Source organism: Nonomuraea sp. NPDC001831 (assembly GCF_042892035.1).
GTDB lineage: Bacteria > Actinomycetota > Actinomycetes > Streptosporangiales > Streptosporangiaceae > Nonomuraea.
Map to the genome: position 1 here is coordinate 248,167 of NZ_JBIATU010000005.1, position 13,626 is coordinate 261,792.

The following is a 13,626-nucleotide window of genomic DNA, read 5'->3' on the forward strand; positions in this document are numbered from 1 at the left end:
CTGAGTTCCGTTCCGTCTTTCTGCAAGGAGCGCGCATGGGATTGAACCTCCGGCTGGTCGTTCCCCTGGTCTACGCCGCCGCGGTGGTCGTGGCCTTCCTGATCGGCAAGACGGTCGGCTCGGTGGTCGTCATCGCCGGCGCCGTCCTGGTGGCCCTGTTCTTCGTGTTGTCCGGCCGGTCACGTCAGCGCGAATAGGCCCCCCCACGGGTCGCGCACGATCGTCGCCCGGGGATGCCCGGGGGCGGTCGTGGCGCCCAGCCGGGCCGCCGCCGCGGCGGTCGCGGCACGGTCGGCGGTCGCGAAGAACGTCATCCACCGCGGCCGCACCCCCGTCCCCTCCCGGACCGCGGGCGCGGCGCCGAGCAGGTCCCGGTAGAACGCGGCGCCGGCCGACCACAACTCGTGGGCGCACCACGTGCCGGGCTCGCCGGCCAGCACGATCCCGGCCGGCCGGCGCCCCTCCCAGAAGCCGACGGCCGCCCCCGCCGGGTCGGTCGCGAACAGCACGCGCCCGTCCTCGCCGGCCGCCATCGGGCCGAGGACGACGCCGCCGCCCAGCTCCTTCACCCGTACGGCCAGGGCGTCCACGTCCGGGGCCGCCAGGTAGGTGTTCCAGGAGGCGGGCAGGCCCGGCGGCACCCGGCCGAAACCGGCCACGACCCGGCCGCCCAGCTCGACGAAGGAGTAGCCGCCCTCCTCGCGGAAGGTCCAGCCGAACAGCTCCCCGTAGAAGGCCCGCGCGCCGGCCGGGTCGAGCGCCCCGTAGTCCACCCAGCACGGCTCGCCCGGCTCATAGTGCTCGTGAATCGGCACGCCCGGCCTCCTCCGTCTCGTCGGTTCCCAGGGCCGACAGCCGCAGGTGCGCGGCGACCAGCGGCGCCACGGCCTCGGGCCGCTCGATCAGGCACAGGTGCCCAGCTCCGGGGACGGTGACCGTGCGGCACCGGGGGACCGACTCGCGCAGCAGCGCCGCGCCGGCCCGGAACGTCGGCATGTCCCGGTCGCCGACGACCACCAGGGTGCGCGCCCGGATGCCGCGCAGGTCCTCCACCGTGTGCACGTGCCTGCTCAGCCCGTGCATCGCGCCGTCGCGCAGCTCCCGCCACGAGTGCCGGGCCACGATCGCCCGCAGCCCGGCCCGCAGCCCGGGATGGTCCTCGGTGCCGCGGAAGATGTCGGGCGGCGAGGACATCCACAGGTCGGCGAGCTGCTCGCCGTCCGCGCCCATCCGGGCCAGCCCGGCCAGCGCCCGGTAACGCTCGGCGGTGCCCGGCTCGGGAGGCGCGCCGGCGATGGTCGGGGAGCCGACGATCAGCCCGCGCACGTCGCCGGGGTGGTCGACGGCCAGCTGCAGGGCGATCATCGAGCCGATCGACTCGGCCACCACCAGCGTGGCCGACTCCGCCCTGGCCAGCCCGGCCAGCTCGGCCGCCAGCGCGGGCAGCGACGTGCCCGGCCGCAGCGGCCCGGACCGCCCGTGCCCCGGCAGGTCCACGCCGACGTGCCGCCAGCCGGGCAGCAGGTTCCACAGCGGCTCCCACACCGAGGCGTCCATCGTGTAGCCGTGGATCCACAACACGGCCCGGCCCTCGCCGGTCGAGCGCACGTACAGGCTCATGAGGACGCTCCGGCGGAGGCGGGGACGGGGGCGAAGCCCTGGCAGAAGCGGCGGAAGGCGATGACCGGGGTGTCGCCGGCGTCCAGCCGCTGCGGGGCGCCGGTGTCCAGGTGGTCCCAGACGACGCGGTCCTGGTCGAAGGCGTAGCGGGCGCCGTGCACGAGCGCGGGCAGCGAGTCCCGCCGGTCCGGCCGCACGCCGATGGCCACCCGTCCCACGCAGCCCGTCCCGTCCGGCACCGCGCCGGTGACGATCGTGTACGGCGCCGACTCCGTGCCCAGCTCGGTCACCACGAGGTGCGGGCTGTAGGCGCGGGCCACGAACCGGGAGGCGAAGTCGAGCCGCCGCTCCCGCTCCCACGGCGGCGCCTTGGTCCGGAACTCGCCCTCGATGACCAGCTCGTCGTGCCCGCCCATGCTGACCCGCATGCCGCGCACCGAGGGCACCAGGTGGACGGCGCCGAAGTGCTGGGCGTCGAAGGCGTTCTCGACGACGTACTCGGCCGGGACCGCCACCGGCTGGTTGACCGCCGCCACGATCACCAGGTCCTCGGCCGCCTGCTTGATCACCTGCTCGAAGCCGCGGTCGTCGCCGGGGTCGCCGGACAGCCGGGCGAACAGCGCCGCTCCGGCCCGCAGCGTCCGCAGCTCGCCCACCGACCAGCGGCGGCCGGAGTCGCCCAGCGAGACGCGCTTGCCGTGGAAGGGGCAGATCACGCAGTCGCCGTCCAGCTTGCCGCCGTGGGCCAGATGGGCGCCCCGGTGGGGGCAGGTGGCCTCGAACACCCGGATCCGCTCGCCGTCGCGCACCGCCATCAGGCGCGCGCCGCCCAGCCGCAGCGGGGTGATCCCCGGGCCGATCTCGTCGTCGAGGGCGAGCAGGAACCACCCGCCGTGCAGCTCCCCGTTTCCGGCCGTCATCTCTCCAGCGCCCCAATCACCTCTGTGGCCGCGCGCTCCCCGCTGGCCATCGCCATGTGCGCCATGGGCGGGCCGGACAGGCCGACGGTGGCCTCCCCGGCGAAGAAGACCGTCCCGCCCAGCGGCTCGGCCCAGGCCGGGGACGCCCACAACGTCCCCACACCCGGGTAGGTGTACGCGCCGCCCGCCCACGGGTCGGCGCCCCAGTCGGACACCACCACCTCCGCCTTCAGCCCCTTGGTCCACGGCAGGGCGCGGGCCAGCAGCGCGGCCAGGCCGCCCGGCTCGGCCCACGCGCTCCGGGCCGCCGCGGCGGCCCGGCCCTTGGCCATCACCAGCACCTCGGGACGCCCGGCGGTCGTGCTGACGAACCCCAGACGGCCGCCGGCGTCGAAGACCACGACGGACTCGGGGGCGGCCACGGGATGGACGGCCAGCCCGCACCAGGCGTCGCCGGGCCGCAGCTCGCCGGCCGCCGCCTGCTTGCGCACCGGCAGGTCGTCCAGCACGAGCCGCCCCTCGGCGACCACCGGCGGCGGCACGGTCACCACGGCGGCGGCGGCGCTCTCCACCCGCCCCGCGGCGGTCAGCGCCCGCACCCGGCCCGGTCTCCAGGACAGGCGGACGACCGCGTCGCCGAGCCGCACCCGCAGCCCCTCGGCCAGCCGCGCGGGCAGCCGGTCGAAGCCGCCGGGCAGCGCGAACTCGCCCCGCCCCGACCGGTCGGCCCGGCGCAGCGCGGCCAGCGCGGGCGCGCTCAGCGCCTCCGGCTCGGCCGCCCAGTTCTGCCGGAACCACTCCGCCGCCGGCTCCAGGGCCTGCGGGCACTGCGCGGTCTCCTCCTTGAGCCACGTCGCGACCGGCACGTCCCAGGGGCTCGCGCCCGCCAGGCGGCGCAGCGGCTCCCGGGCCGCGCCCGACGTCAGCCGCTCCTCCAGCAGCGGCGGCGTGGGCCGCAGCGCGGTCAGCGGGCGCGGCCCGCCGGGCAGCAGCACCCGGGCCGCGCGCCGCGGCACCGGCACCGGCGCCGCCAGGCCGGGCAGCGCCGCGATCGGGTTGCGGTCGCCGTGGATCACCTGCGCGCCCAGCTCCAGCAGGGTCGGCCGGTGGGTGCGGATCCGGCCGCCCACCCGCTCCCTGGCCTCCAGCACCGTGACCGCCAGCCCGGCGGCGGCCAGCCGCGCGGCCGCCGCCAGCCCGCTCACCCCGGCGCCGATCACGACGACGTCAAGCTCTGCCACCGGCACATCCTCTGTAGTAGTTTGTCCTCGGCCTGATCACGAGGAGACGCCATGACGGCACCCCGAACGCTGCCCGGCCACCTGGCGCACCCGTTCTCTCCTCGCGGGCGGCTCGACCCGTATCCGGCGTACCGCTGGCTGCGCGAGCACGATCCCGTGCACTTCGACGTCACCTCGCGCATGTGGCTGCTGACCGCGCACGCCGACTGCGCGCTCGCGCTGCGCGACCCGCGCTTCTCGGCCGCGCTCGGGCAGCGGGAGCGGGTCAGGGACGACGAGCTGCCGCCGTCGATGCTGACCACCGATCCCCCCGAGCACCAGCGCCTGCGCTCGCCCGGCGCGCTGCTGATGGGCCCGGCCGCGATCCGCGGAATCGCCGGCGACATCGAGGCCGTGATCGGCGCGGTGCTCGACGGGCTGGCCGGCCGGGAGGAGTTCGAGGCCACCGCCGACCTCGGCGAGCCGCTGGCCACCGGCGTGCTGGCCAGGCTGTTCGGCCTGCCGGCCGCCGACGTGCCGGCCTTCGCCGGGCTGGCCGCCCGCGTGTCGGTCAACCTCGACCCGCTGGCCGGGCCGCAGGCCGCCGCGGCCGGGCGGGCCGCGATGGGCGAGCTCACCCGCTTCCTCGGCGAGCGCGCCGACGCCGCCGCAGAAGCCGCCGGAGCCGCCGGGAACGGGCCGGGCGGCTCGCCGTTCGGGCGGCTGGCCGCCGACGACCGGCTGACCAGGGCCGAGATCCTCGGCATCGCCGCGCTCACGGTCGTCGGCGGCTGGAAGCCGCTGGCCGAGATGGTGGGCAACGCCCTCCACTGGCTGCTGCCGCGCGAAGAGGCCGCCGGCCTGATCAGGGACGGCGGCCCGCAGGCGGCCGAGGCGGCCGTCGACGAGCTGCTGCGGCTGGAGTCGCCGATCCCGTTCACCGCCCGGGTGACCACCGAGGCGGTCCCGCTGGACGGCGGCGTGATCCCGGCCGGGGCGAGGGTGCTGGCCCTGGTCGGGGCGGCCAACCGCGATCCGGCGGTGTTCGACCGGCCCGACGAGCTGCTGGTCACCCGTTCGCCCAACCCCCATCTGGCCTTCGGCGCCGGCACCCATCTGTGCCTGGGCGCGCCGCTGGTCAGGCAGGCCGGGGGGCTGCTGCTGAGCGGGCTGCTGGAGCGGTATCCCGGGCTGCGCCGCACGGGGAAGCCGCCCGCCTGGGCGCCGGGCCTGGTGCCCAGGAGGCTGACCGGCTTCACCCTCGCCATCTGAGCCCCTTCCCCGGTCAGCGGACGTTGGCGCCGCGCCAGCGGAAGGTCAGCAGGCTCAGCAGCAGCGCCGCCAGGCACCAGCCGCCCAGCACCGCGGCGGTCCTGCCCAGCTCCCACGCGCCGGCGGGCTCCACCACCGCGAAGTCGGCCGGCAGGAACACCGAGCGCAGGCCCTGCGTCATCCACTTCAGCGGGAAGAACGCCGCCAGGCTCTGCATCCAGGCCGGCAGCTCGCTGTAGGGGAAGAACACCCCGGAGATGAACTGCAGCACCAGGAACGGCAGCGTGACGATCGCCGCGGCCGAGCGGGCGTTCGGGATGATCGCGCTGAAGGCCACCGCCAGCAGCGAGCAGGACGTCGCCCCGAGCAGCAGCACCCAGGCGAAGGTCAGCCAGTGCCCGGCGTCGGGCGGCAGCGGCAGGCGGAACAGCGCGACGCCGACGCCCAGCAGGATCGCCGCCTCCAGCACCCCGGTCACCACCACCCGGACGATCTTGCCGACGAAGTACGCCGTCTTCGGCATCGGCGAGGAGGCCAGGCGGCGGATCATGCCGTTGTCCCGCTCGATCGCGATGTTGATGGCCAGCCCGTTGAAGCTGACGCTCATGATGCCGCAGGCGATGATCCCGGCCACGAACATCTGCTTGAAGTCGGTGTGCGTGCCGGGGACCGTGCCGGAGAAGATCGAGCCGAGCACCAGCAGCAGCACGATCGGCAGCAGCAGCGTGAAGAACAACGACTGCCGGTTGCGGAAGAACGACTTCAGCTCCACCGACGAACGGGCCGCCGACGCCCGCCACAGCCCCGACCCGCCGCCCGGCGCGCGCACGGGACGGCCCTGCTCGGCCACGATCGCGTTCGAGCTGGTCATGCCTGGGCCCCCTGGTTCTCGCGGATCAGCTTGAGGTAGACGTCCTCCAGCGTGGGCCGGTGGACGCGCAGGTCGGGCAGCTCGTCGGCGCCCGCGCGGGCGGCCCAGGGCAGCAGCGCGGCCAGGGCCCGCGTGGGCGTGTGGGTGAGCAGCGTGAGCGTGCCGCCGGGCACGCCGGGCGTGCAGGACGGGTCGAGCGCGGTGCCCGCGGGCAGGTCCGGCAGGCCGGCCGCGCTCAGCTCGGGGGTGAGGGTGAAGCTCACCGCTGCGGGCGTGTCACGCCGTCCGCCCAGCTCGCTCACCGGCCCGGTCTCGACGATCCGGCCGGCCACGATCACGGCCGCGCGCTGCGCCAGCGCCTCCACCTCGTCGAGGTAGTGGGTGGTCAGCACGGTCGTCTTGCCCTGGTCGGCGAAGAAGCGGACCAGGTCCCATGCCTCCATCCGGGCCTCCGGGTCCAGCCCGGTGGTCGGCTCGTCGAGGAAGATCAGGTCGGGGTCGCCGACCACGCCGACGGCCACGTCCAGGCGGCGCAGCTGGCCGCCCGAGAGGGTCTGGGCCTGCTTGCGCTCCTTGGCGCCGAGGCCCACCATGTCGATCACCTGCGCCGCGGGCAGCGGCGCGGGGTAGAAGGCGGCGAAGTGCTCGACGACCTCGCGGACGGTCAGGTCCGCGTAGGCGCCCGTCGTCTGCGGCACGATGCCGAGCCGCGCCCGCCACTGCGGGGCGTCCTCGGCCGGGTCACGGCCGAGGACTCGCACGTCGCCGCCCGAACGCCTGCGCACGCCTTCGAGGATCTCGACCGTGGTCGTCTTGCCCGCGCCGTTGGGGCCGAGCAAGGCGAACACCTCTCCGGGACGAACGTCCAGGTCCACACCCTGCAGGATGAGAGCGGGACCGTACTGCTTGCGCAGCCCCCGTACGTGGACGGGGTTCGCCTGGTCGTCGGACATGATCTCCTCTACCTCCTCTTGGCGTGCGTGGCTCCCGGCGTCAGGTGCAGCAGCAGCAGGGGCAGCAGCAGCAGTTGACGTCGACGCCGGCCGCGATCGAGTCGAGGTCGCCCTCGCTCAGCTCGGCCATGTCGATCTGCGGCGTCTCGGGGATGTGGAACTCGAACGTCCCGGTCTCCAGCCCGCGCTCCCACAGCGAGACCTGCACGTCGAGGTTCGTGTCGTGGTGGCCGTCGGGAACGTTGCGCACGAGGGTGATCTGGGCGCCCGCGGGAACCTCGAGGCCGGCCTCGGCCAGCGCCTCACGGGGGTTGCTGTCCAGCTTCGCCGAGAATTCCTCGCTCGACCACGCGGTGATCAGGACTCGGGTGTAGGCGTTGACGAATTCGGTCCGCTCTCTGGGGTTCAGGGCCATTGCGTCCTCCTGGAGCTTTTCCCCTTCGGCGCGGTGCGCCGTCTCGGAACGGAGTCTTACACAGCCGAATTCGCAGTGCCTAGACTTAATTTCCGGGGCCCCGGATTAAGTATTGAGAGCCCTCTGCTTAAAAGGTACTCTGCAAATACGCCGACCGGAACAATACGAAGCGATATACGTATTCGATGGCCGGAAATGCGTATCGAGAATATTCGTCTGCGTAAGCCATCGGGAGAACCCATGTCCGGGACGTACGTATCCCCCCGGGTGCCGCCGGGACCCGCCGGAACCCAGAGCCTGAGGGCCATGCGCGACGCTCCGCTGGAGTTCGTCACCGCCATGGCGGCCCTCGGCGACGTCACCCGCCACGACGCCGACGGCGAGCCGGTCTACATGCTGAACCGCCCCGACCTGGCCAGGCACGTGCTGAAGGACAACGGCGCCGCCTACACCAAGGAACGCACGCCGGACGACGACATGCTCCGCCCCCTGCTCGGCAACGGCCTGCTGACCAGCGACGGCGCCGAGTGGGCGGCCCAGCGCAGGATGTGCGCGCCCGCGTTCCGGCCCGCGGAGGTGGACCGGTTCGACCGGGTCATCGTGGAGGCGGCCGAGAACCTGGTGGCCCACTGGGCCGGCGGCCGGCCCGTACGCGTCGACCACGACCTGACCTCGCTCACCCTCACCGTGATCGTGAAGGCCATGCTGGGCACCGACATCGGCGTCGCGGGCGAGGGCTTCGGCCGCGCAGTGGACGCGGTCAACCGCTTCATCGGCCACTACGTACCCGGCGACGACCCCGACCCGGCCGACACGGCCGCCCGGCACGCCGGCTTCCTGCGCGCGCGGGCCTTCCTCGACCGGGTCACCAGGCTCATCATCGCCGCCCGCCGGGCCGGCGGCGCGGGCGACGACCTGCTCGGCGCGCTGCTGGCCGAGGGGCACGCGATGTCCGACGCCGACCTGCGCGACCAGGTGCTGACCATCGTCATGGCCGGGCACGAGACCACCGCCAAGTCGCTGACCTGGACGCTCCACCTGCTCGACCGCAACCCGGAGGCGGCCGATGCCGTGCACGCCGAGATCGACGAGGTGCTGGCCGGCCGCTCGCCCACCGCCGCCGACCTGCCCAGGCTGCGGCAATGCCGGCAGGCCGTCCAGGAGGCCATGCGGCTCTACCCGCCGGTCTGGCTGATCTCGCGCCGCGGGACGGCCGACGACGTCCTGGACGGCTATGACGTACCGGCCGGGTCGCTGGTGTGCGTCAGCCCGTGGGTGCTGCACCGGGATCCGAGGTACTGGGCGGAGCCGGAGGCGTACCGGCCGGAGCGGTTCGACCCCGACCGGGCCGCCCGGCTGCTCAGCCACCAGTACCTGCCCTTCGGCGGCGGCCCGCGCATCTGCGTCGGGCGGCACTTCGCGCTGGCCGAGGCCACGCTCGTGCTCGCGGTGATCCTGCGCGGGCTGCGCATGGAGCTGGTGCCGGGCTTCCCCGTCGAGCCGGAGGCGCTGGTCACGCTGCGGCCCCGGCACGGCCTGATGATGACCCCGAGGCCCCGGTGAAGGGCCCGCTGAAGGACCCGCTGAAGGACCGCCCGACCGGCTCCTACGACGCCGCCAACACCACCTGGGGCGGCGTGGCGGGCGAGCTGGCCCGGCTGGAGGCCCAGGCGGCGCTCTCCTTCGAGGAGGAGCTGCGCATCATGCGCGACCTCGGACTGACCGGCCAGGGCCCGCTGCTGGAGCTCGGCGCCGGTTCCGGCGCGGTCACCCGCAGGCTGCGCGCCGCCGAGCCCGGACTGCCGGTCATCGCGCTCGACGTGGACGCCGCCCTGCTGCGCAACGCGGGCGGCTGCGGCGCGCCGCTGGTCACCGCCGACGGCGCCCGGCTGCCGTTGCGTACCGGCAGCGTGGGCGGCGTGCTGCTGCGGTACGTACTGCAGCACGTGGGCGACCCGGCGCCGATGCTGGCCGAGGCGCTGCGCGTGCTGCGACCCGGCGGCCGGATCGTGGTCGTCGAGGTGGACAGCATGTTGTGGGGGCTGACCGACCCGATGTACCCGGAGCTGGCCTCCGTCCACGCCACCATGGCGCAGGCCCAGCGGGGCGCCGGGGGCGACCGGCAGATCGGCAGGAAGCTCACCCGGCTGCTGCGCCGCGGCGGGTTCGCCGACGTGGTGCTGCGCCCGTTCGCCACCACCAACGACACCCACCCCACCGCGGCCTTCGCCCCGCACCTGGGGCCCGAACGCCTGGCGCCGCTCGTCGCCTCGGGCGCGCTGCCGATGGCGGGGCTGGCCCTGGCCGCCGACCGCTGGCGGCGCTTCCTGGCCGACCCGGACGCCTGGGTCATGCTGCTCGGCTTCGTCGTCGCCGGGACCGCACCGTACGGACCGGCTCAGCACCCATCGGAAGGAAGCACGTCATGAGTCCGTTCTGGAAGATCTTCATCGCGATCTTCAGCTACATCAGCGCGATCGTGGGCCTCGGGCTGGCCGTCGTGAACGCCAGCGAGAAGCCGCCCTCGACCTCGCTGGCCATCGTGTACGGCGCCGCCGGCCTGCTGTTCCTGGCCGTGGGCGTGCTGCTCAGCCGCAGAGCCCGCTACTGAGGGCGGCCCGGGGCCCGGCCCCTCAGGAGGCCGGGTCGCAGGGACGCACCTCGACGATGTCGCCGGGCGCGTAGGGCATCTTGCGCGCCCACGACTCGGCCTCCTCGGCCGACTGGACCTCGATGACCCAGATGCCGCCGATCTGCTCCCGCCCGACCGCGTACGGCCCGTCGACGGCGGGCCCGTCCGGCCTGACCAGCTTGCCCTCCCTGGACCTGGTCAGCCCCGCGCCGTACTTCACCTTGACCCCCGCCATCGCCATCGCCCGGCCGAACTGGCGGTGGGCCTCGGCCATCCGCTCCCGCTCGCTCTCGCTGAAGGCGTCCCAGAGCGTCTCGTCGCCGTGGATCAGCAGCACGAAGTCCATGAGTCGTCTACCTCCCTGTGGGTTCTGCCCCAAAGGCGTGGTGGGGTGCGGGCAGAGCCCCGGTCGGCACTATCGTGACATCCTTCCACGGTCGCAGCGCCGTAACTCGACCCGGTCGCCGGGCCCGGCCGGCAGGCGTCCGGCCCACTCCAGCGCCGCCTCCTCCGAGGGCAGGTCGAGGATCCACATGCCGCCCAGCTCCGGACGGCCGTCCTCGCGCGGCTCCCCCTTCGCCACGTCCGGGCGGGCCAGCCGCGCGCCGAACAGCACCGTGACGCCGGACTCCCGCAGCTGCCGCCCGAAGTCGAGGTAGGCGGCGAACAGCGCGGCGCGGTCCTGCTCCGGCAGCTCTGACCAGGCCCGTTCCGGCCCGTGGATCAGCAGCGCGAACTCCATGACGGCTCCTCCCGTGCGCTCACATCTGCCGCCGCGCCAGCCGCGCGAACAGCCCCTGCTCCTCGGCGAGCAGTTCGTCGTAGGTGCCCTGCTGGACGATGCGCCCGCCGTCGAGCACCAGGATCTTGTCGGCGTCCCGGACGGTGGACAGCCGGTGGGCGATGACCACGCGCGTGGCGTTGAGCCGCCGCGTGCTCTCGGCGATGACGTTCTGGGCGGGGTTGTCCAGGGCGCTGGTCGCCTCGTCGAAGAAGACGATGCGGGGCCGCGAGACCAGCGCCCTGGCGATCATGATGCGCTGCCGCTGGCCGCCGGAGAGCGTGTTCGTGCCCTCCGACAGGACGGTGTGCATGCCCATCGGCATGGCCGTGATGTCGTCGGCGATGCCGGCCATCGCCGCCGCCTCCCAGGCGTCGTCGACGGTGTGGTTCGTGCTGCCGACGATGTTCTGCCTGATGTCGCCGGCCAGCAGGGCGCCGTTCTGCAGCACCACGCCGCACTGCCGGCGCACCGCGCCGAGGTCCAGCTCGCCCAGGTCCTGGCCGTCGTAGAGGACCGAGCCGACGTCGGGCTGCTCGAAGCCGAGCAGCAGGCGCAGGATCGTGGACTTCCCGCTGCCGGTCGGGCCCACGATGGCGACGAACTCGCCGGGCTCGATCGACAGGTCGATGTCGGTGAGCACCGCGGGGCCGTCCTCGCCGTAGCGGAAGGAGACGCGCGACAGGCTGACGCGGCCCGACAGGTCGCCGGGGTCGGCTTTGCCTGCGTGGTCCTCCGGCTCGGCCTCCAGCACCGGCGCCAGCTTCTCCAGCATCGGCACGACGCCCATGGCCGTGATGGCCGCCCCGGTGAACTGCAGCACCGAGGCGATGAGCAGGCTGAACGCGGCGAAGAAGGCCAGGAACGCGCTGATCGGGAGCTGCCCGCGCAGCGGCCCGGCGGCCACGGCGAAGATCACGACCGAGCAGACCAGCGGGAACCCGGCGTTGAAGGTGGTCACCACGTTCTGCAGCCGCCGGGCCGCGGCCGAGGTGGTCCTGGTGGCCATGAAGTCGCGCGTCCACACGCCGAACGCCTGGTCCTCCGCGGCCGCCACGCGCAGCTTGGGCACCGCCGACAGCAGCTGGAACACCCGCGAGGACAGCCGCTGCTCCTGCTCGTACAGGCGGCGTTGCAGGCGCACCTCGAAGAAGCCGGCGACCGCGCACACCAGCACGCCGGCCAGCACCAGCAGGGTCGCCAGCAGCGCCAGGCCGACGTCGTAGACGTACACCAGCGCCAGGTTGGCCAGCCCGCCGAACAGCCCGAGCGTCGCCGTGGTCATCACGCCCGACAGCGTCTCCTGCGCCGCGCTCACGCCCAGCACGGTCGTGCCCAGCTCGCCGGTGGAGTACCGGCCGAAGAACGTGACGGGCAGCGACAGCAGCCGCGTCCACGCGCCCGCCTGCACCCGGGCCGACGAACGGCCCTCGATGCGCAGGGCCGCGACGTTCTGCACGATCGACAGCGCCCCCGCCACCAGCGCGCCGCCGATCACCAGCGCCGCGCCCTGCACGATGAGGTCGCGCTCGGCCCGCTGCACGAACGTCCCCAGCACCAGCCCGGTCATCGCGGGCACCAGCAGGCCGATGACCGCCACCAGCGTGCCCAGGGAGGCCAGCACCCACAGGTCGCGGCCGTTGCGGGCCAGGCCGAAGCGCAGCAGCCCGGCCACGGTCCGCACCTCGCGCGGCAGCGGCTGGTACAGCACGTCGGCCTTGCCGCTCAGCGTGGCGGCCACCGCCTTGGTGACCGGCGTGACCCGGCTGTGGCCCGGCTGGGCCACCACGTACCGGGAGCCGATCGGCAGCAGGGCCACCGGCGTCCCGTCGTCGGACCGGTAGCCCACCATGGGCCCGATGTCGCGTTTCCACCAGCCGTCGTCCAGCCGGACCGAGCGCGTGCGCACCCCGGAGGCCAGCGCGACGGCCTGCAGCGGGTCGGCCCCCCGGCCCTGGCCGGGCGGCGGCGCGGTCACGGTGAACCCGCCGTGCGAGGCCACCAGCCTGGCCGCGGCCAGCGTCGGCGGGTCGGCGGTGACGTCGGCCAGGCGCACCTTGGCCTCGGTGTCGCGGAGCAGCGTGTCGAAGCCGCGGCGGGCCGCCCGCGTCGTGCCGGCCTCGCGTTCCTTGCGCCGCCGCAACGCCTCCAGCTCCTGCGCCCGCCGCCGCTCGACCCGGCGGTCCACGGTGTAGAGGAAACGGATGGCGTGCTCGACCCAGCGGGCCCAGATCGTCTCGTTGGCCAGCAACTGCCAGGTCGAACGGGCGCGCAGCCGGGCGGGCGCGTCGGCGACCAGCCAGTCCCGCTCGGTCACCGCCAGCTCGGCGCCCGCGGTCAGCACGCCGGCCACCCCGTCGGGCATCTCGACCGCGCCCGCCTCGACGGTCATCCACCGCACGCCGTCCACCGACCGGGCGGCGCGCCCGGCGGGCAGCTCGGTCACGGCGTCGGGCAGCAGCGGGACGAACTCGCGCGGCGGCAGCGCGTCGCGCAGGGCGGTGGCCAGCGCGATCATCCCCGCCTCCAGCCCGCGGACGAACTGCCGCACGGCCAGCCCGTACTCGGCGGTGGACATCGTCGCCGACCGGTTGGTGCCCGACAGCTCGCCCAGCCGGGCCAGCGGCAGGCGCGAGACGCGGGTGCCGAGCACCGGACGGCCCACGATGCCGTGCCGGGGCCCCTTGGGCGAGCCCGGCAGCAGCGTGCCCTGCCGGACCCGGCACAGGTAGTGCCACCGGCCGACCGGACGGCCGCCCTCCAGCCGCACCGCGAACAGGTCGACCGCGCCCTCCTCCACCAGCAGCACCTCGCGCACGCCCGACACCACGAACAGGTTCTCCGCCGAGTAGTCCACCGGCGTGGCGGCGTCGGTGAAGAACGGGGCGAAACCGGCCACCTTCAGCACTGCGCCACCCTCCGTGTCATCCGCCCTGTCATCC

At 74.5% G+C, this 13,626-nt stretch carries 15 protein-coding genes; 5 read left to right on the forward strand and 10 right to left on the reverse strand.

What is annotated here, in order from left to right; translation table 11 throughout:
- The first annotated feature begins 35 nt into the window (after window positions 1–35).
- Window positions 36–197, forward strand: coding sequence for a hypothetical protein (locus ACFYYW_RS19015; RefSeq protein WP_352329725.1), 162 nt, complete (start codon window positions 36–38; stop codon window positions 195–197).
- On the opposite strand, the gene ACFYYW_RS19020 is transcribed toward ACFYYW_RS19015, so the two are convergent.
- Genes ACFYYW_RS19020 through ACFYYW_RS19035 form a run of 4 tightly spaced genes read right to left on the reverse strand, consistent with a single transcriptional unit; the run spans window position 180 to window position 3,781 of the window.
- Window positions 180–815, reverse strand: a complete 636-nt coding sequence (locus ACFYYW_RS19020; RefSeq protein WP_387650259.1) for a VOC family protein — start codon at window positions 813–815, stop codon at window positions 180–182. The two genes, ACFYYW_RS19015 and ACFYYW_RS19020, sit on opposite strands and share 18 nt — an antisense overlap.
- Complete coding sequence (locus tag ACFYYW_RS19025) at window positions 793–1,620, reverse strand: alpha/beta fold hydrolase (protein ID WP_387650260.1); 828 nt, start codon at window positions 1,618–1,620, stop codon at window positions 793–795. The genes ACFYYW_RS19020 and ACFYYW_RS19025 overlap by 23 nt, the downstream gene beginning before the upstream one ends.
- Window positions 1,617–2,540 carry a Rieske 2Fe-2S domain-containing protein gene (locus ACFYYW_RS19030; protein WP_387650262.1) on the reverse strand — a complete coding sequence of 308 codons (924 nt, stop codon included), beginning with the start codon at window positions 2,538–2,540 and terminating at the stop codon, window positions 1,617–1,619. Before ACFYYW_RS19030 ends, ACFYYW_RS19025 begins: the two co-directional genes overlap by 4 nt.
- A complete protein-coding gene (locus ACFYYW_RS19035; RefSeq protein WP_387650264.1) occupies window positions 2,537–3,781 on the reverse strand; it encodes a flavin monoamine oxidase family protein in 1,245 nt (414 codons plus the stop codon). Before ACFYYW_RS19035 ends, ACFYYW_RS19030 begins: the two co-directional genes overlap by 4 nt.
- Window positions 3,782–3,832: 51 nt before the next feature.
- Between ACFYYW_RS19035 and ACFYYW_RS19040 the strand changes: the two genes are divergently transcribed.
- Window positions 3,833–5,032, forward strand: a complete 1,200-nt coding sequence (locus ACFYYW_RS19040) for a cytochrome P450 (protein ID WP_387650266.1) — start codon at window positions 3,833–3,835, stop codon at window positions 5,030–5,032.
- Window positions 5,033–5,045: 13 nt separating this feature from the next.
- Here ACFYYW_RS19040 and ACFYYW_RS19045 read toward each other — a convergent pair whose 3' ends face one another.
- From ACFYYW_RS19045 to ACFYYW_RS19055, 3 genes are read right to left on the reverse strand one after another with little or no spacing between them, the layout of a single operon-like run.
- Window positions 5,046–5,903, reverse strand: coding sequence for an ABC transporter permease (locus ACFYYW_RS19045; RefSeq protein ID WP_352326161.1), 858 nt, complete (start codon window positions 5,901–5,903; stop codon window positions 5,046–5,048).
- Complete coding sequence (locus tag ACFYYW_RS19050) at window positions 5,900–6,856, reverse strand: ABC transporter ATP-binding protein (RefSeq protein WP_387650268.1); 957 nt, start codon at window positions 6,854–6,856, stop codon at window positions 5,900–5,902. The genes ACFYYW_RS19045 and ACFYYW_RS19050 overlap by 4 nt, the downstream gene beginning before the upstream one ends.
- 40 nt (window positions 6,857–6,896) lie before the next feature.
- Window positions 6,897–7,271, reverse strand: coding sequence for a hypothetical protein (locus tag ACFYYW_RS19055; protein WP_357706732.1), 375 nt, complete (start codon window positions 7,269–7,271; stop codon window positions 6,897–6,899).
- A gap of 306 nt (window positions 7,272–7,577) precedes the next feature.
- On the opposite strand from ACFYYW_RS19055, the gene ACFYYW_RS19060 reads away from it, so the two are divergent.
- Genes ACFYYW_RS19060 through ACFYYW_RS19070 form a run of 3 tightly spaced genes read left to right on the forward strand, consistent with a single transcriptional unit; the run spans window position 7,578 to window position 9,882 of the window.
- The gene (locus ACFYYW_RS19060) at window positions 7,578–8,834 is read left to right on the forward strand and encodes a cytochrome P450 (RefSeq protein ID WP_387650270.1); all 1,257 of its coding nucleotides are present in this window, start codon (window positions 7,578–7,580) and stop codon (window positions 8,832–8,834) included.
- Window positions 8,831–9,700: a class I SAM-dependent methyltransferase gene (locus ACFYYW_RS19065; protein WP_387650271.1), complete on the forward strand. Its 870-nt coding sequence runs from the start codon at window positions 8,831–8,833 to the stop codon at window positions 9,698–9,700. Before ACFYYW_RS19060 ends, ACFYYW_RS19065 begins: the two co-directional genes overlap by 4 nt.
- Complete coding sequence (locus ACFYYW_RS19070; protein WP_352326166.1) at window positions 9,697–9,882, forward strand: hypothetical protein; 186 nt, start codon at window positions 9,697–9,699, stop codon at window positions 9,880–9,882. Before ACFYYW_RS19065 ends, ACFYYW_RS19070 begins: the two co-directional genes overlap by 4 nt.
- A 22-nt stretch (window positions 9,883–9,904) precedes the next feature.
- On the opposite strand, the gene ACFYYW_RS19075 is transcribed toward ACFYYW_RS19070, so the two are convergent.
- From ACFYYW_RS19075 to ACFYYW_RS19085, 3 genes are all read right to left on the reverse strand, one after another.
- Window positions 9,905–10,249 (reverse strand): YciI family protein, encoded by a 345-nt coding sequence (locus tag ACFYYW_RS19075; protein WP_352326167.1) that lies wholly within the window; start codon window positions 10,247–10,249, stop codon window positions 9,905–9,907.
- A 69-nt stretch (window positions 10,250–10,318) separates the two neighbouring features.
- Window positions 10,319–10,645, reverse strand: coding sequence for a YciI family protein (locus tag ACFYYW_RS19080; RefSeq protein ID WP_387650273.1), 327 nt, complete (start codon window positions 10,643–10,645; stop codon window positions 10,319–10,321).
- A 19-nt stretch (window positions 10,646–10,664) separates the two neighbouring features.
- Window positions 10,665–13,592, reverse strand: a complete 2,928-nt coding sequence (locus ACFYYW_RS19085) for an NHLP bacteriocin export ABC transporter permease/ATPase subunit (RefSeq protein ID WP_387650274.1) — start codon at window positions 13,590–13,592, stop codon at window positions 10,665–10,667.
- Window positions 13,593–13,626 lie beyond the last annotated feature (34 nt).